The 16723-nt window shown below is 33.1% G+C and carries 17 protein-coding genes; 8 read left to right on the forward strand and 9 right to left on the reverse strand.

The window, feature by feature from the left end; genetic code table 11:
• Positions 1-2: 2 nt before the first annotated feature.
• The 9 genes from WBY99_RS04805 to WBY99_RS04845 form a co-directional block, all read right to left on the reverse strand.
• Entirely contained in the window at positions 3-908 is a 906-nt protein-coding gene (locus WBY99_RS04805) for a DUF6089 family protein (RefSeq protein ID WP_423975198.1), read from the reverse strand.
• A gap of 326 nt (positions 909-1234) precedes the next feature.
• Complete coding sequence (locus WBY99_RS04810) at positions 1235-2311, reverse strand: formimidoylglutamase (protein WP_423975199.1); 1077 nt, start codon at positions 2309-2311, stop codon at positions 1235-1237.
• A 117-nt stretch (positions 2312-2428) separates the two neighbouring features.
• Positions 2429-4987 carry a type I DNA topoisomerase gene (topA, locus tag WBY99_RS04815; protein ID WP_423975200.1) on the reverse strand — a complete coding sequence of 853 codons (2559 nt, stop codon included), beginning with the start codon at positions 4985-4987 and terminating at the stop codon, positions 2429-2431.
• A gap of 46 nt (positions 4988-5033) precedes the next feature.
• Entirely contained in the window at positions 5034-5225 is a 192-nt protein-coding gene (locus tag WBY99_RS04820) for a hypothetical protein (protein ID WP_423975201.1), read from the reverse strand.
• 53 nt (positions 5226-5278) lie between these two features.
• Positions 5279-5863, reverse strand: coding sequence for a hypothetical protein (locus WBY99_RS04825; protein ID WP_423975202.1), 585 nt, complete (start codon positions 5861-5863; stop codon positions 5279-5281).
• Positions 5864-5868: 5 nt separating this feature from the next.
• Entirely contained in the window at positions 5869-6900 is a 1032-nt protein-coding gene (locus tag WBY99_RS04830) for a hypothetical protein (RefSeq protein ID WP_423975203.1), read from the reverse strand.
• A gap of 30 nt (positions 6901-6930) precedes the next feature.
• Positions 6931-7638 carry a hypothetical protein gene (locus WBY99_RS04835; RefSeq protein WP_423975204.1) on the reverse strand — a complete coding sequence of 236 codons (708 nt, stop codon included), beginning with the start codon at positions 7636-7638 and terminating at the stop codon, positions 6931-6933.
• Positions 7635-8108 carry a hypothetical protein gene (locus tag WBY99_RS04840; protein ID WP_423975205.1) on the reverse strand — a complete coding sequence of 158 codons (474 nt, stop codon included), beginning with the start codon at positions 8106-8108 and terminating at the stop codon, positions 7635-7637. The genes WBY99_RS04835 and WBY99_RS04840 overlap by 4 nt, the downstream gene beginning before the upstream one ends.
• A 76-nt stretch (positions 8109-8184) precedes the next feature.
• Positions 8185-8472, reverse strand: coding sequence for a PLD nuclease N-terminal domain-containing protein (locus WBY99_RS04845; RefSeq protein ID WP_423975206.1), 288 nt, complete (start codon positions 8470-8472; stop codon positions 8185-8187).
• Between the two features lie 343 nt (positions 8473-8815).
• Between WBY99_RS04845 and WBY99_RS04850 the strand changes: the two genes are divergently transcribed.
• The 8 genes from WBY99_RS04850 to WBY99_RS04885 all read left to right on the forward strand — a co-directional run.
• Positions 8816-10372 carry a tetratricopeptide repeat protein gene (locus WBY99_RS04850; RefSeq protein WP_423975207.1) on the forward strand — a complete coding sequence of 519 codons (1557 nt, stop codon included), beginning with the start codon at positions 8816-8818 and terminating at the stop codon, positions 10370-10372.
• 33 nt (positions 10373-10405) lie between these two features.
• Entirely contained in the window at positions 10406-10891 is a 486-nt protein-coding gene (locus WBY99_RS04855; RefSeq protein ID WP_423975208.1) for a DUF2062 domain-containing protein, read from the forward strand.
• Between the two features lie 88 nt (positions 10892-10979).
• A complete protein-coding gene (gene ileS / locus WBY99_RS04860) occupies positions 10980-14471 on the forward strand; it encodes an isoleucine--tRNA ligase (protein WP_423975209.1) in 3492 nt (1163 codons plus the stop codon).
• 53 nt (positions 14472-14524) lie between these two features.
• Positions 14525-14905, forward strand: coding sequence for a TraR/DksA family transcriptional regulator (locus tag WBY99_RS04865; RefSeq protein WP_423975210.1), 381 nt, complete (start codon positions 14525-14527; stop codon positions 14903-14905).
• Between the two features lie 99 nt (positions 14906-15004).
• Positions 15005-15253, forward strand: a complete 249-nt coding sequence (locus tag WBY99_RS04870; protein WP_423975211.1) for a DUF6576 domain-containing protein — start codon at positions 15005-15007, stop codon at positions 15251-15253.
• A gap of 2 nt (positions 15254-15255) precedes the next feature.
• Complete coding sequence (locus WBY99_RS04875) at positions 15256-15441, forward strand: DUF2683 family protein (RefSeq protein ID WP_423975212.1); 186 nt, start codon at positions 15256-15258, stop codon at positions 15439-15441.
• Positions 15442-15525: 84 nt separating this feature from the next.
• Entirely contained in the window at positions 15526-16164 is a 639-nt protein-coding gene (locus WBY99_RS04880; protein WP_423975213.1) for a lipoprotein signal peptidase, read from the forward strand.
• 104 nt (positions 16165-16268) lie between these two features.
• Positions 16269-16723 (forward strand): STM3941 family protein (locus WBY99_RS04885; protein WP_423975214.1); only part of this gene is annotated, 455 nt, incomplete at its 3' end.

The following is a 16723-nucleotide window of genomic DNA, read 5'->3' on the forward strand; positions in this document are numbered from 1 at the left end:
TTTTAATCACAATAACATGGTGGTCTTCCGAATGAATAACTTAATCCTATTGAAACAGTATTCACCCAATCTTTAGAATTGATATTCCCGATTTGTCTGCCTTTAAGAATATCTGCTACCACAGCTTCTGCAATATCTTTATAAGGAGCTTCTTGCAAGAGTGATTTGCTTTTACTTCCCGGAATATCTTTGTTATAAATTACTTTTACATTTGTTTCATCAACCATGCTATAATCGATTGAATCAGAAGATGTAGGTCTAAACATGAACTCACCAAATAGCGCCCAGTTATAATTAAATTTATATTTCAGCCCAACTCCGAAAGGTATCGCCATGGTTAATTTTTTTCCCAAAGTGTACGTTGTACTGGTTACAAAATCATTAGGATTATCTGGTGCCTTAGCAGCTCCTGTAGATCTGTTAAAATCATTTTCTATAATAAGTTGAGGCGTGTTTGCAAGCATTGCTCCTAATCCTCCAAAGATATACGGACTTAATAAACTCTTCTGTTCCTCATTCACTGGGAAAAAATTATATTCAAAAATTACGTCTGCTTCTACAATTGAATTTGTCCCCTCCATCTTTCTTTTATTCCGATAGATTTCTACCGCAGCACGATCACGAAATTGAATATGACTATAACCCAAATTAAACCTTAATGTTTGGTAAGGATTAAAATTCATTCGGTATAAAAAACCTCCATAAAAAGGGATTCCGAAATCGCTAACCCTTTTCAGAGGATTCTGCAAAACATAAGCAGTTCTCCCTATATCCCCAACCAAGTTACTCGCACCTAGTTGTACTCCTATTTCATGCCGTTGTCCTTTGTAGCCAACTGAAATAAAAAACAATGCGATGAGCGTGTAGATCACTTTTTTCTGCATGAATGTCTGTACATCAATTTTCATAAATAATTTGCAAATATAAAACATTTTTAACTTAATGAAATTCTTAATTTTTAGTTAAATAACCTCAAAAAAGCATAATTTTTTTGATTTAAAAACGGTGAATCTTCTTTTTTATGATTTTATGAAAATAAAACATAACGTTAAAAACTCTTTTAACATAATAACTTTTAATAATACTTCTAATTTTCAACAATTATCTTCAGACAAGATATCCTTAAACAAGATTATTTTATTACTCCTTATTTTCCCAAAATAAAAAACTCCTATTTTGAAATCAATAGTCGAAATAAGGCTCTTAATTCAACCTAATCTTCTTTAGAAAGACCTTAATTTTTCGTAAATCTTTTATCTAAAAAACCTCTTTTCGCATCTTCATATTCTAATCTGGAACACGGAATAAGATTTTCTATTTTCTCGTCGTCACCAAAATACCAAAGATTACTGAAAGCATCACGCTTGAAAGCATATTTATCATCATCTATTAAAACCCAGAATGTTTCATAATATCGTTCAATAGGATGGGATTTCTGAATATTAATTCCTTCAATCAAATACCAAATCATTTGCGATAAAAGCTGATGATTAAGAAATTCACGGGAATTTGCATTATAGTTGAAAACCCCTACTGCTTTCAGATTTTGACTCAAACCTATTTCTTTCATATATGCACAGATTTCTCTTTTGTTCAAGCCATTCACCTGCGGATTTACAGAGAATCCATCACTCAAACTTTCCACCGCATCACAGTTTAGCGTAACCAAATCTGCACGCCGGAAAAAAGGCTCGGTTCTTTCGGTAGAGTTCATCATTTCTGCCAGACGAATCACTTCAAATTCTACTTCTTTCATCAGTTTTACAGAATCTATTTCGTTCAAATGTTTCTGATAACCCAAATGATGATAATTTTTAACACTAAAATTCTTTGAACTTAAAATTTTTGAAAGAAAATTTTTCTCATTAATTTCTTCGCATTCACTGGAAAGCAACACCCGATTAGAAATCTGTGTATAATTAATGTTTTTGTGATGAAAATTTAAAGCAGAAAAAAGAGCGTGAGACAAATCATTGCTTCCTCCTATTACGACTGGGATTGCACTTTTTTGAAGACACATCGAAACAATTTCCTGTACCACAAAATGAGTATCCTGATGCGACTTACCCGAAATCAGATCACCTAAATCACAAATAGGAACTTCAAAATCCAGTTTTGAAAGCTGGTAAAGTTCTTTCCTTACCTGTTTAAAATCCAGAATTTCTGCATCTCCATCATTAATCCCCCGATAATCGGAACAGAAAATAAGCACGATACCGTTTTCCTGAATTTCATTTGAAATCATATTTCCGAGTTGCCATTTCTCTGTCTTAATTTGTTTTGGTAGAATAAGGATATCTTCGAGATTCATTGTTTTTCTTTGATGTGTTGAATTTTGAACAAAAGTAACAAAATGAATTCAATAAAAAAGCCTTGAAAAATAATAAAATACTCAAGGCTTAATATGATACAACCGACTTCTCGTTTGCTATTTTTTCTTCACTGCTGGTTTCTTAGCTGCTGGCTTTTTAACAACTGGTTTCTTAGCAGTCGCTTTCTTCGGCTTTTCTTTAAAAGCATTTTTATCCTGTGCGGTAATCCATTTTTTCACCTCATCCAAAGAAACATCTGCTAATTCCTCGGCAGTATATTTTTCGTCTTTACTGTTTTTCGGAATTTTAAAAATGTTTTTTCCATGTTTTACAATCGGTCCCCATCTTGCGTTTTCGATGGAAATTTTTTCCGCTTCCCATTGTTGAATGTAACGATTCGCTTCTTTTTCTAATTTCGCTTCAATCAATTCATTGATGTCATTTTGAGAAAGATTATCAAAATCGTATCGCTTCGGAACATTAATAAAAATCGACTGATATTTAATAAAAGGACCAAATCTACCGGTTCCTTTCGTTACAGGTTCGCCTTTAAAACTGGCAATAGGCGCATCTGCGATTTTCTTTTCATTAATGATTTCTTCCGCGCGTTCTTGCGAAATTGACAGCGGATCTTCACCACGTGGAATACTGATAAAAGTTTCGCCCCATTTCACATAAGGTCCAAATCTTCCAACGCCAATCGTCACGGTTTGTCCCTCGAAAGGTGCTAAATCGAAAGGAATTTTAAATAATTCTAAAGCTTCTTCCAAAGTAATGGTCGCAATATTTTGAGAAGCCATTAAGCTGGCGAATATTGGTTTTTCTTCATCGTCTTGTTCGCCAATTTGTACCATCGGTCCGAATCTTCCGATTCTCACCAAAATATTTTTACCACTTTTCGGATCAACTCCCAGAATTCTTTCGCCATTTGCACGATCAGCATTTTCTTCTACATCGGCAATTCTTGGATGAAAATCTTTATAGAAACCCTGTAAAACATCTTTCCATTGTTCTTCTCCATTTGCGATATGGTCAAAATCCTGCTCTACTTTTGCTGTAAATCCATAATCCAGGATTTCTGCAAAATTCTGCGTAAGGAATTCATTTACCACTTCTCCAATATCGGTTGGGACGAATTTATTTTTATCTCCACCAAACTTTTCGGTCAACACTTCTTTTTTAAGATCGGTTTTCCCTAAAGTCATCTTCACGATTTCGCGCTCATGTGGAATGATTTCGCGCTTGTCTACATATTCACGGTTCTGAATCGTCTGAATGGTCGGTGCATAAGTCGAAGGTCTTCCGATACCGAGTTCTTCTAATTTCTTCACCAAACCGGCTTCCGTATATCTTGCAGAAGGACGCGAGAATTTCTCAGTCGCTTCTATTTTTTTATAATCTAAATCTTCACCAACAGAAACTTTGGGCAGTAGTTTTTCGTTGTTTTCTTCATCGTCGTCTTCGGCTTTTACAATTCCGTATGCTTTAAGGAAACCATCAAAAACAATTACTTCTCCCTGTGCTTCAAAATGTTGTGGAAGTTTTGCATTCCCGATTTCGATCACTGTTTTTTCGATTTTAGCATTCGCCATTTGCGAAGCTAAAGTTCTTTTATAAATTAACTGGTACAATTTATTCAATTGAACGTCACCAATCGTTTTAACTGAAAAATCAGTCGGACGAATCGCTTCGTGAGCTTCCTGTGCTGTAGCTGATTTGGTGGTATAATTTCTTGGGTTAGAATATTGTTCGCCATATTCAGAAAGAATCTGCGCTTTTGCCCCATTAATCGCTTCCTGAGAAAGATTCACGGAATCGGTTCTCATATAAGTAATATATCCTTCTTCGTATAATCGCTGTGCCACTCTCATGGTTGCTGTTACGCCGTAACCTAATCTATTACTCGCTTCTTGCTGCAAAGTCGAAGTTGTGAAAGGTGCTGATGCGGTACGCGTTCCAGGTTTTGTTTCAACATTTAAAACTTTGAAATCGGTATTTTTACATTGAGTTAAAAACGCTTCTGCTTCTTTTTCCTCTACAAAATCTTTCTTGAGTTTTGCGGTAATTTCCTGTTTATTATTGTTCAAGAAAATCCCTTCAACTTTATAAGAAGATTTCGGTTGAAAACCTCTGATTTCAAGTTCACGTTCCACAACCAAACGAACGGCAACGGATTGAACTCTTCCTGCTGAAAGTCCGGTTTTCACTTTTTTCCAAAGAACGGGCGACATTTCAAAACCTACAACCCGGTCCAAAATTCTTCTCGCTTGTTGTGCATCAACTAAATTCTGATCTATTTTCCGTGGATTTTCAATTGCTTTTAAAATCGCAGTTTTGGTAATTTCGTGGAAAACAATTCTTTTGGTATTGTTGTCGTTTAGTTTTAATTCTTGTGCCAAATGCCATGCAATTGCTTCACCTTCGCGGTCCTCATCGGAAGCCAACCAAACCATTTCGGCTTTTTTTACAGAAGCTTTCAGTTCTGCCACAAGTTTCTTTTTATCAGCAGAAACTTCGTAATCCGGCGTGAAGGTTTCTAAATCGATTCCCATTCCTTTTTTGGGCAAATCGCGAATATGTCCGAAGCTCGATTTCACTTCGAAATCTTTCCCCAAATATTTTTGAATTGTTTTGGCTTTTGCCGGTGATTCTACAATCACTAAATTTTTTGACATCCTCGAAATTTTTGCAAAAGTAGAAGTTTTTTTTTAATCTTTTTTTCTAATCGTACTTTCCTCGCAGAATTTGTATCAATTGACGGAAGAAAAACAACGCCGAAACACAGCATATTACTTCTTTATAATTAATATTAACGATGTTGAAATTGAGATACACAATGAGTAAACTCGACAAAATGCCAATAATTGTAAACAGTAAAAATCCTACTTTTCCTATTTTTTCTTTATCGATCATTGAAATTCATTTATTCCGTATAATATTTTTATAGGTTATCATGATCGTTATTTTTACTTTAAATCTTCTTTCTTCAAACCCCAACTTTCTTGTAAATCCATATTGAGTTTTATCACTTTTATTTTGCTGTTTTTATTTTCTTTTGCAATATTTTCCCAAGCCAAAACATGGTTCTTATTAAGACTACCTGCAAAAATCGCCCAATTGATTAACAAATAATAATCGGAATCATCTGTAATTATTTGATTATTATCAAGCGGTTTTGTGTAATCAGAGAGAACCTGACTCAATTGATGCGTTCCTTTTTTGAGTTCAGAATTTTTTCCCAATTCCGGGATTACTTTGAATAAACCTGCATTGCAAGACGTTGTAGTTTCTTTATAAATGAGTTCGTTTCCATCTTTGTCGAACAAAATAGCTTCGGGAAAACTTTTATAAAAAAGATCCAAAACTGTTTGATAAGAAGATTTATCTTTTATTATAAAATTGTTTTGAGGATCAAGATTAGCTTTAACAAGGTAATCTTTTACCCTTTCTTTGTTTTCTAATTTCGGATTTTTAACGCCTGCTAAAGTTTTCACAATAGGTTGACAACTGGAAAAGAAAACCAATGTTGTAATGAGTAGAATATTTTTCATAGTTTTTATTTAAACGTTAATTTCAGTAGATTCCAATCTTCAGTTTGATTGAGAAGATTTTGCATTTCGCAAATGTTTTCAGGATTTACTTTGATTTGATTTACAGAAATAATTTCTTTTCCTAAATATTCTTTTTTTTCTTTTTGGTAAGTTTCTCCATAAAAAAGAATGTCGTTTTCAATAAAGGCTTTATTTAAAAAATATTTAGGTTGATTTTTTGATATTTTCTTAGCATAAACATTTCCGTTTTTATAGTCTAATATCCAGTTATAGTTTTTCATAAAACCGACTCCCAGTAGATTTCTTTTTATTTTTGGAGTAGATTTTATTAAGATGCTATCCGAATAATTATTCATTTTCAAATTTGCAAGAGAATTGGTTGTAGAATCTGAATTTTTATGGAAAGAGTAGAATTTATTGTTCTGTATTTTGTTGAAATCTTTATTTGACAAAACCAAATCATTAGGATTTCCGGTATCCAATTTTACCGATGTTTTCACATTATTAATTAAAACATCGATGTAAAAAAAATAACCATCGAAATCTGACACCTTTAACTTTTCATAATCTTTCAATTGATCGGCGTTGGCTTTATAAATTTTATTTTTTTCAAAATTGACGGCAATCGTTTGGTTTTCAAAAGTTTCAGGACCTAAAAGACCATAAGAAGAGAAACAATACTTTTTATCCATTTTTCTGAAAACAGCCTCTTTAATTGTAAAAAAACGATTCGAAATAGAATCTAAAACGAGGGATTTATTTTCCAGTTCTTCTCCTGTCGCGGTTTCTAAACTTCCGATAGAAAGAGAATCTTTGATTTTGAAATTATTAATTTTATTGGCAAATAAGACATTCGCCGCACCAATATCAAGCAGAAAATTGACATCATCTTTCAACAAAACCCGATTGTTTTCAACTTTAAAAGTTATCGAGTCTTGCTTAATCGTTATTTTTTGATTGTTTGCTAATTGGGTTAATTTAACAAAACCACAACTGCATAATAAAAGCACAATTGGAATAAATAATATTTTTTTCATAATCATTTCGCTTATTTAAAGTTAAATTTTTCACCTATTTTTACTCACAGAATCTAAAATTTTTCTCAAATCCTTGTAGTGATCTTTACCAAAAACGATAGCAATTTTTTTGTTCTTAGATTCCATAATTTGTTGTGCTAATTCTTGGTTTCTAAGCTTTTGAAATTTCTGTAAACCATTTTTAATACTGGTGCATTTATATTCTTTGCTTAAAAGAGGAGTTTCAAAATCACATTTATCAAGAATAATTTCGCCATACCTTTCTTCAAACTTATTAATTAAAACACCAAATGGTAATTCTGCATTAATATCTTTCGTAGAATCAATTCCTAAATCTTTATCTTCTGGTTGATTTACCAATTTCCATTTTTTCATATCCAATCCTATGGCATGATTTGTTGAATCAATATATAAACTTATTGGGATATTTGTTATCTTTCTAAATTTCATGGTGTTATTCTTTAAATCTTGTTTATCGGAACTTTTAGAAACCTTGAAACCTTCATAAAACACTACAAAATTTTCTTTTCTTAAAGAGTCAATTTTCTTCTTTACATCATTATAAAACTCTTCTTTTCCAATATGATGCATTCCTAAAAAAGCACATTTTTTTTGCTCGAAATTAAATTGATTTACTTTTGCATTCGCTTCGGTAATACCCGTTAACTTTAGCACCGCACTTACACAAGAAGTAAGGAAAAGTAAGTAAAAAAACAGAATAAGGTTTTTCTTTTTCATAATTTTTCTTTTTCCGAAAGTTTTTCCAAAATCTCTTTCATATGGTCTTCTCCATAGACAATTGCTATTTTCTGATGTGGAGATTCTTTAATATTTTTGACAACAACTTCATTTCTGAAATTTACCAAAACATCGTTCCTTTGTTTAAGTGGCACTTTATTTTCTTCTTTGCATTTGGTATATTTTTCATAAACAGAAGTTTTAAAATCGCAATCTGTCAGTTTTATTTCTCCATACTTTTTTTCATAATGATCAACGATATCTCTATAATCCACATCTGCTCTTTTGCTGTTTTCAATTGTTAATCCTAACTCTTCATAAGACGGCTGATCCACCAATGGTTTTTCATATTTTATATTAGGATACAATATTTGATATTGCTTAACATAACTACCCTCTTTTGATATCGGATTCTTTTGAATTTTTCTAAATTTTCTTACATAACTTTCATCAATGGTATCAGCAGTCACTTTTTCATACAGAAAATAATAATTTTCATTGGTTAGGGAGTCTATTTTCTTTTTAACATCCTTTAGGGTTTAACTTTCACTGTCTTTTCTGTTTTTTTTCTATTAAAAAATAGAGAATTGTACCTAAAATCGGTAAACAAAGACAGACTAATATCCAGAGCAGTTTTAGTTTACTGGTCATTGAACTTTTCAAGATGTTTACCAGAGTGAAAACATATACTATTAAAATAATAATTGGCAGCGCACAATAAATGAGATTTTCCATTTTTAAAAAATTTTGTTTTTGTTTTTTTTTATCTTCCAGCCGACTTTGGAATTTGAAATGATTTTTGATAAACCGATTGAAAATTTTTGCTTCAATCATCTGGGACAAATCTATTTGCTGCAATTGTTTTTTCCAAATGCATTGAAATTTTGGGCATGTCAAATTCGGGAAACAAGATGTCAAAATCGGGAAATGGAAATGTCAAAATCGGAAAAAAGGCAAAATTCGTTTCCCAATCAACTGATTTAATGGCAATTAAAAAACTTCCCGATTTGTGTGAAAAATTTCCTATTTTTGAAAGGAATACTTCTCTTTTTTGATGAAAAAAACTATTTATTTTCTGATTTTGACATCTGTTTTTCTTACCCAAAATTTATTTTTTGGGCAAAAAAGAGTACACGTTACTATTTTTAGCAATTTTGATGAAATAAAAAAGCAAATATTGTTACAAAAAAGCGAACCAGATTCGGCATTATACTTCACTAAAATTTATATTGCTAAAGCCAAGAGAGAGAATGATTTCCATCAACTTTTTTCCGGTTATGATTATGCCATGAAGTTTGCGGCGGTAGAACAACAAATAAAATATGGCGATAGTATGATTACTACCGCTGTAAAGTTGAAAGATAACGATGAAATTGGCGAAGCTTTTATTGCATTAGGACAAACCTATATGGTAAATGATCAATACAAAGATGCTTTGGAACAAACACTTTCGGGCTATGAATATTTTAAAATCAACAATAATCCTTATCTTCTTTATACCGCAAAACGGAATATCGCAATTATAAAAGCATATATTGAGGATTTTTATGATGCACAACAACTTAATAAAGAATGTGTCGATTTTTTCCGCGAACATAAAGAGAGAATAAAAGACACAGATTATGCAATATATTACATTCATTCTTTAATTGCACTTATTAATACAAGCACTTATTTGCAAGACTTCAAAGACAATCCCAAATTGATAGAAGAAGGAATTGATTTTGTAAAAAACAATATAAAATATGCAGAATATCTTCCGTATTTTATTTCTTCACAAGGTTTAGATGCGTATTTTCGGGGAGATTATGGTAATGCCATTCAATTTTTTAATCGGTCTTTATCTTCTTATCAAGACAAATGGAAACATCTCACCGATCAGTTTTATCTTGGGATGAGTTACCGCAAAACAGGACAATGGGAAAAAGCAATGCCCTATTTTAAAAATTTAGAAAAAGATTACGACGAAACCAAGAAATTAGACCCGGAATTCCGCCCAACTTTTGAAGCTTTTATAGAATATTACACCCAAAAAGGCGACAAAAAAATGCAAGCCATTTATATCGATAAATTATTGGCATTTGATGAACAAGCGAAAGAAAACAAAACCTTCCTGATTTCGAAAATTAAAAAAGAATATGATACCAACGAACTATTAGCCTACAAAAAGAAAATAGAACACGGCAAACTCTTCGAAAGAAGTGGTTTGGCTTTTTTGCTGGTTTCTTGTGGCGCATCTCTGTTATACGTTCGACATAAAAAAAGAAAAAGAATTGCCAGAAAAGCTAAAGTTGAAGCACTCAGCATTCCAAACCAAGTTTCTGAAAATATTGCGAATAATTCCTCTCAAATAAAGACAGAAACCAGAGATTATGAACTTTATAAACCCATCAATAAAGAAACCGTACAGTCTCTTTTGGTGAAACTTCAGGATTTTGAAGACCAGAAAAACTTCACAAAAAAAGGATTAAAACTGTATGATCTTGCAAAGGAATTTGGCACGAACGAAAAATATCTTTCGAAAGTAATTTCCGTTTCCAAGAATAAAAATTTCAACAATTATCTTACCGATTTGCGATTAGATTATTTTCAAGAACTCATCGGAAACAATATCGAAAACTCCACGATTAAAATTTTATCCGAGAAGATAGGATTTGAGAGTTATTCGCAATTTTTTAAATCATATAAAGAACGGTACAATACCGTTCCAAGTTCAGAAACAAAAGAATTTTAAAACCCTTATCTTTGCTTTAAAAGAAGGTAAGTTGTGAAAAATTTTATTCAAAATACCATCCAAAGCCAGAAAGTATTCTACCGGTATTTTCGCAAAAAAGGTTTTAAAAGATTCCTCAAAGAAAATATTCTGGAAAGTGAAGGCAGCAATGAGGTAAAAGCAAAATCTGTTGCATTGGGCGTTTTTGTTGGATTAACGCCACTTTGGGGATTTCATACGGTGATTATTATTTTTTTAGCATCGTTTTTTAAACTCAATAAAGTGTTGTCTTACATGGGAACGCACATTAGTTTTCCGCTTTTTATTCCCTTTATCATTTTCCTTTCAATGATTGTCGGAGCACCTTTTGTTGGCGAAAAAACTCATTTTGCTTACGCAAATCTTGATCTGGAATTTGCAAAATCTCACCTTTTACAATACGTGATTGGAACCTCAATTTTAGCCATTGTTTCGAGTTTACTCATTGGCTTTTCTATTTATTTTATTCTTGAAAATTACAAACCTACACAATCTAAATAGTCCGAAATTCGCCCTCGGAAATTTCCCGAAAATTCCTTATATTCGCAAACTTAATTAAATAGGATAAAACCTGTTAAACTGATTGAAAATGAAGAAGTTTACCGAATATAAAAACCTCGATTTAGCCGCTGTTGCCGAAAATGTTTCCAACTTTTGGAACGAAAACGAAACTTTTAAAAAATCCGTAGAAATTCGTGAAGGAAAACCCGAATACGTTTTTTACGAAGGGCCGCCTTCTGCGAACGGAATGCCGGGAATTCATCACGTGATGGCGCGAGCGTTGAAAGATATTTTCTGCCGCTACCAAACCCAACAAGGAAAGCAGGTTTTCCGAAAAGCGGGTTGGGACACTCACGGTTTGCCAATAGAATTGGGCGTTGAGAAAGAATTAGGCATTACCAAAGAAGATATTGGCAAGAAAATCTCCGTGGAAGAATACAACCAAGCGTGTCGAAACGCCGTGATGCGCTACACCGATGTTTGGAACGATTTGACGGAAAAAATCGGTTATTGGGTGGATTTGGAAGATCCATACATTACCTACGAACCGAAATATATGGAAACCGTTTGGTGGCTTTTGAAACAATTATACACCAAAGATTTATTATACAAAGGTTACACAATTCAACCTTATTCTCCCGCTGCAGGAACGGGTTTGAGTTCGCATGAATTAAACCAACCCGGAACGTATCGTGATGTTTCTGACACTACGGTTGTTGCGCAGTTTAAGGTTAAAAAACTTTCAGATTCTTTGAACGAGAAGCTGAATAGCGCAACCAAAACCATTAATTTAGAGAATGAAACTTGCGGTGGTGTTAATCATTGGGCAGAATTTGATCAAGAAAATGATGGGCAAAAAGTAAAAAACACAGCTCCAGTTTACATTTTAGCGTGGACGACAACTCCGTGGACTTTACCTTCCAATACAGCTTTGGCAGTTGGAAGAGACATTGAATATATTTTAGTAAAAACCTTTAACCAATATACTTTCGAGCCGATTAATATTGTTTTGGCAAGTGTTTTATTGGATAAAAATTTTGGTAAAAAATATGCAATTGGAACCGATGAAGATTTTGCAAATTATAATTCTGAAACGAAAATAATTCCTTATCAAATTTTAGCAGAATTTACCGGAGAACAATTAGCTGGAACCGAATACGAGCAATTAATTCCGTGGTTTTTACCCGCAGAAAATCCTGAAAATGCCTTCAAAGTGATTGTCGGGGATTTTGTGACGACGGAAGATGGAACCGGAATTGTACATATTGCGCCAACTTTCGGTGCAGATGATGCACGAGTTGCCAAAGAAAACGGCATTTCGCCGATGTTGGTGAAAGACGAAAACGACAATCTCGTTCCGTTGGTGGATTTGCAAGGGAAATTTATTAAAGGCGAAAATGTTCCTGAACTTTTTGCAGGAAAATATATTAAAAACGAATATTACGAAGACGGAACTGCGCCCGAAAAATCTTGGGACGTGGAACTTGCGATTTTGTTGAAGACTGAAAATAAAGCCTTTAAAGTAGAAAAATACGTCCACAGTTATCCGCATTGTTGGCGAACCGACAAACCCGTTTTGTATTATCCTTTGGATTCTTGGTTTGTGAAAATGACAGCGGTGAAAAACCGTTTGGTAGAACTGAACGAAACCATCAATTGGAAACCAAAATCTACCGGAGAAGGTCGATTTGCAAACTGGTTAGAAAACGTAAACGATTGGAATCTTTCCCGATCAAGATATTGGGGAATTCCTTTGCCAATCTGGCGTACCGAAGATTTGAAGGAAGAAATCATCATTGGTTCTGTGGAAGAATTAATGACGGAAATTCAGAAATCCTTGGACGCAGGTTTTATGGCTAAAAATCCTTTCGAAGGTTTTGAAGTTGGAAATATGTCCAAAGAAAACTATGCTCAAATCGATTTGCATAAAAATATTGTTGATGAAATTATCTTGGTTTCAGCTTCGGGAAAATCGATGAACAGGGAAACCGATTTAATTGATGTTTGGTTCGATTCGGGTTCGATGCCTTATGCGCAATTGCATTATCCGTTTGAAAACAAAGAAATGATCGACGAAAGAAAAGCGTTTCCGGCAGATTTTATTGCGGAAGGAGTTGATCAAACTCGCGGTTGGTTTTATACGCTTCATGCGATTGGAACGGCGGTTTTCGATTCTGTCGCTTATAAAAATGTGATGAGCAACGGTTTGGTTTTAGACAAAAACGGACAAAAAATGTCGAAACGCCTTGGAAATGCAGTTGATCCGTTTTCGACTTTAGAAAAATATGGTCCAGATGCGACGCGTTGGTATATGATTTCTAACGCAAATCCGTGGGAAAATTTAAAATTCGATTTGGAAGGAATTGATGAGGTTCGCAGGAAATTCTTCGGAACTTTATACAATACTTATTCGTTTTTTGTGCTTTATGCAAATGTTGACAACTTTAATTATTCGGAAAAAGACATTGAAAACCGTCCGGAAATAGACCGTTGGGTTTTGTCTGAACTCAATCTTTTAGTAAAAGAAGTAACCGAATTTTATAATGATTACGAACCAACGAAAGTTGCGAGAGCGATTAATAATTTCGTGAACGATAATTTGAGTAATTGGTATGTAAGACTTTGCAGAAGACGTTTCTGGAAAGGCGATTACAGCGAAGATAAAATTTCTGCGTACCAAACTTTATATACTTGTCTCAAAACGATAGCAAAAATTGCGGCACCAATTGCGCCATTCTTTATGGATCAATTGTACCAGGATTTGAATAAAATTACGGGTAAAAATGCGGCGGAATCCATTCACTTAACCGATTTCCCGAAAGCGGATGAAAATTTGATCGACCAAGATTTGGTGGAAAAAACGCATTTGGCGCAACAAATTACTTCGATGGTTTTTTCTTTAAGAAAGAAAGAAAATATCAAAGTTCGTCAACCACTTCAAAAAGTGATGATTCCTGTTTTGGATGCGAAAACGGAGCAGCAAATTTTGGCGGTTTCGGATTTGATAAAACAAGAAGTGAATGTGAAAGAATTGCAATTAATTAATAATGAAGAAGCTTCGCATTTAATTGTAAAACAGATTAAACCGAATTTTAAAACTTTGGGTTCAAGACTCGGAAAAGACATGAAACTGGTTGCCGGTGAAATTACCAATTTCACGGCGGAACAGATTTCAAGTCTTGAAAAAGAAGGAAAAATGCAAATTCAGGGTTATGAAATTTCTTTGGATGATGTAGAGATTTTCACGAAAGACATTCCGGGTTGGACGGTTGCCAATGAAGGAAAAATGACTGTGGCATTGGATTTGACATTAACGGACGAATTAAAATCTGAAGGAATTGCGCGGGAATTTGTGAATAGAATTCAGAATATAAGAAAAGACAGAGGTTTTGATTTAACCGACAGAATATCAATTCAATTGGAAGAAAATTCGCCTTTTGAAAAAGAAGTTATAAAAAATGAACAATATATTTCAGCAGAAGTATTGTCAGATAGAATAGAAATTGTAAATTCACTCTCAAATTTTGATGAAATTGAGATCGATGAACTCAAATTTAAAGTAGAAGTTCAAAAAAAATAACAATATGATAATAACCCTTTTGAGAATCTGGGTTAATTTAAAAAAATACAACTATGGCAGAAGACAGACAAAAGTACGGTGACACCGACTTACAGGAATTTAAAGAAGTTATTCAGGCAAAAATAGAGAAAGCAGAAAAGGATTTAATGCTGATTAGAGAAAGTTTTATCAACGACCAAAACAATGGGACAGATGATACTTCACCAACCTTCAAAGCTTTTGAAGAAGGTGCTGAAACGTTGAGCAAAGAGCAAAATTCAATCTTGGCGGGAAGACAGGAAAAATTCGTACGCGATTTAAAAAACGCATTAATTCGTATTGAAAACAAAACCTACGGAATTTGCAGAGTTACAGGGAAATTAATTCCTAAAGAAAGATTGATGGCAGTTCCACATGCTACTTTAAGTATCGAAGCGAAAAATATGCAACGATAAAATTGTACAAAGTATAACGTAATAATGTACAAAGTGTGGTGTATTTTTCGAAAGATACATTCTGCTTTGTACATTTTATATTTTACAAAAAAATAAAAAATGGAATTTCTATACATTTTGTTTGCAATTGCGGTTGTTTTCTTGTTTTTTTTTCGACGGGAAATCAAGGAAAAAATCGCTCCCAATAAAACCCGAAATTATACAATCGACGATAAATTCAATTCCGAAAAACGAGAAAAGGAAAAGGAAATCGATGACCTTTTGGGAAAAATAGACAAAAACGGAATTGCAGATTTAAGTGAAAAAGACAAAAAGCGACTCGACGAACTTTCAAAAAAAATAAAATAACAATGGAATCCTTAATCGTACATCCAAAAAATCAAATGGAACTGAATGCGTTGAAAAGCGTAATGAAAGACATGGGCATTAAATATGAAAAATTTCACACCCGAAATCATAATGCTGCTCCGAAATCTGAACCAAGAACATCAAATAAAACAGACAAACCGACCAGAACTTTTAAAGACAAACCTTAATTAAAGACAATAGATTAGAAGATTTCAGACACGAGATATTCAATATCTTTAAAAATGATCATCTTTAAAATCAGCAATTTCATTATGAAAAAAATAGCATTCATTACCTTTATCATTCTTTTAATCGATCAGGTTTCTAAATTTTATATTAAAACGCATTTCAATTTAGGAGAAAGTGTTCCAGTATTTCCAGGTTTTAAATTGACTTTTGTAGAAAATCCGGGCATGGCTTATGGCTTTCATTTCGGTGGATTAATCGGAAAATATTTCTTGGTAATTGTAAGAGTATTTTTGATTGGCGGAATGATTTATATGTTCCGAAAGTGGTTGAAAGAAGGCGCATCCAATTATTTAATCATTCCAATGGCGATTATTTTTGCTGGGGCAATTGGCAATTTAATCGACGGAATGTTTTACGGAATGCTTTTCGATAGTGGAACTGTTTATGACGAAAGTATTGGTAGATGGATTGAATATGGTGGGATTTCTAAAGTTGTTCCTTTTGGCGAAGGTTATTCTACATTTATGAAAGGCTGCGTGGTTGATATGCTGCATTTCCCATTGGTTGATTGGCACGTTCCTCCAACTTTTCCCTTGATTGGCGGGAAACATATTGAATTCTTTAAATACATTTTTAATGTTGCAGATTCTGCTATTACAGTAGGCGCTGTATTATTATTGATTTTCAGAAAAAAAGCGTTACCGAATGGTTTGGATTTTTAATAATTAGCTTTGGAGTAGTTGCATATATTTGAGATTTATATGGCATTTTAGAAAAACCGCAGAAAATACAATTAACTAAAAGAAATTACTTAAATAAAATTCTCTTGAAAGAATTAAACTTTTATTCAAACAAATTAAGATCATTTTTACTATTTTTTATTTCTTCAATATTTATTATTGCTGGAATATTTTTAGGTGACAAATTGATTAATTTTGAAGAAAAGCTATTTAAAAGTGTAATTTTAATTTGTGGTTTTTTGTTGTTTTCGTTTGGAATTATTTTGTCTCTTTTATTGTTGACAAGAAAAAAGCCGCTTTTAACAATTACAAATAGTCAAATAATAATTCATAATGTTCTGACTTCATCTAAAACTGTAGAATTTAAGAATATCAAGTCATTTTTTATCGTTAATACTTATCATCGCGGAATTACGACAAACAGGCAAATATTTATTGAACTAATTAAACCAACAGAAAATTATAGAAGTATGTGGATCTATAAATTTCTTAATAAAATAAGTAAACCAATTGCTAACTCTCAATATTCTATTCAAACGGA

Source organism: Kaistella sp. (assembly GCF_049588135.1).
Lineage (GTDB): Bacteria > Bacteroidota > Bacteroidia > Flavobacteriales > Weeksellaceae > Kaistella.

What these genes read in the sequence shown, in the direction of transcription:
- WBY99_RS04870 (WP_423975211.1), top strand. Translation starts at nt 15,005, where the DNA reads ATGGAATTTCTATACATTTTGTTTGCAATTGCGGTTGTTTTCTTGTTT.
- WBY99_RS04875 (WP_423975212.1), top strand. Translation starts at nt 15,256, where the DNA reads ATGGAATCCTTAATCGTACATCCAAAAAATCAAATGGAACTGAATGCG.
- WBY99_RS04835 (WP_423975204.1), bottom strand. Translation starts at nt 7,638, where the DNA reads ATGAAAAAGAAAAACCTTATTCTGTTTTTTTACTTACTTTTCCTTACT.
- WBY99_RS04865 (WP_423975210.1), top strand. Translation starts at nt 14,525, where the DNA reads ATGGCAGAAGACAGACAAAAGTACGGTGACACCGACTTACAGGAATTT.
- WBY99_RS04810 (WP_423975199.1), bottom strand. Translation starts at nt 2,311, where the DNA reads ATGAATCTCGAAGATATCCTTATTCTACCAAAACAAATTAAGACAGAG.
- WBY99_RS04805 (WP_423975198.1), bottom strand. Translation starts at nt 908, where the DNA reads ATGAAAATTGATGTACAGACATTCATGCAGAAAAAAGTGATCTACACG.
- topA (WP_423975200.1), bottom strand. Translation starts at nt 4,987, where the DNA reads ATGTCAAAAAATTTAGTGATTGTAGAATCACCGGCAAAAGCCAAAACA.
- ileS (WP_423975209.1), top strand. Translation starts at nt 10,980, where the DNA reads ATGAAGAAGTTTACCGAATATAAAAACCTCGATTTAGCCGCTGTTGCC.
- WBY99_RS04880 (WP_423975213.1), top strand. Translation starts at nt 15,526, where the DNA reads ATGAAAAAAATAGCATTCATTACCTTTATCATTCTTTTAATCGATCAG.
- WBY99_RS04825 (WP_423975202.1), bottom strand. Translation starts at nt 5,863, where the DNA reads ATGAAAAATATTCTACTCATTACAACATTGGTTTTCTTTTCCAGTTGT.
- WBY99_RS04830 (WP_423975203.1), bottom strand. Translation starts at nt 6,900, where the DNA reads ATGAAAAAAATATTATTTATTCCAATTGTGCTTTTATTATGCAGTTGT.
- WBY99_RS04820 (WP_423975201.1), bottom strand. Translation starts at nt 5,225, where the DNA reads ATGATCGATAAAGAAAAAATAGGAAAAGTAGGATTTTTACTGTTTACA.
- WBY99_RS04845 (WP_423975206.1), bottom strand. Translation starts at nt 8,472, where the DNA reads ATGATTGAAGCAAAAATTTTCAATCGGTTTATCAAAAATCATTTCAAA.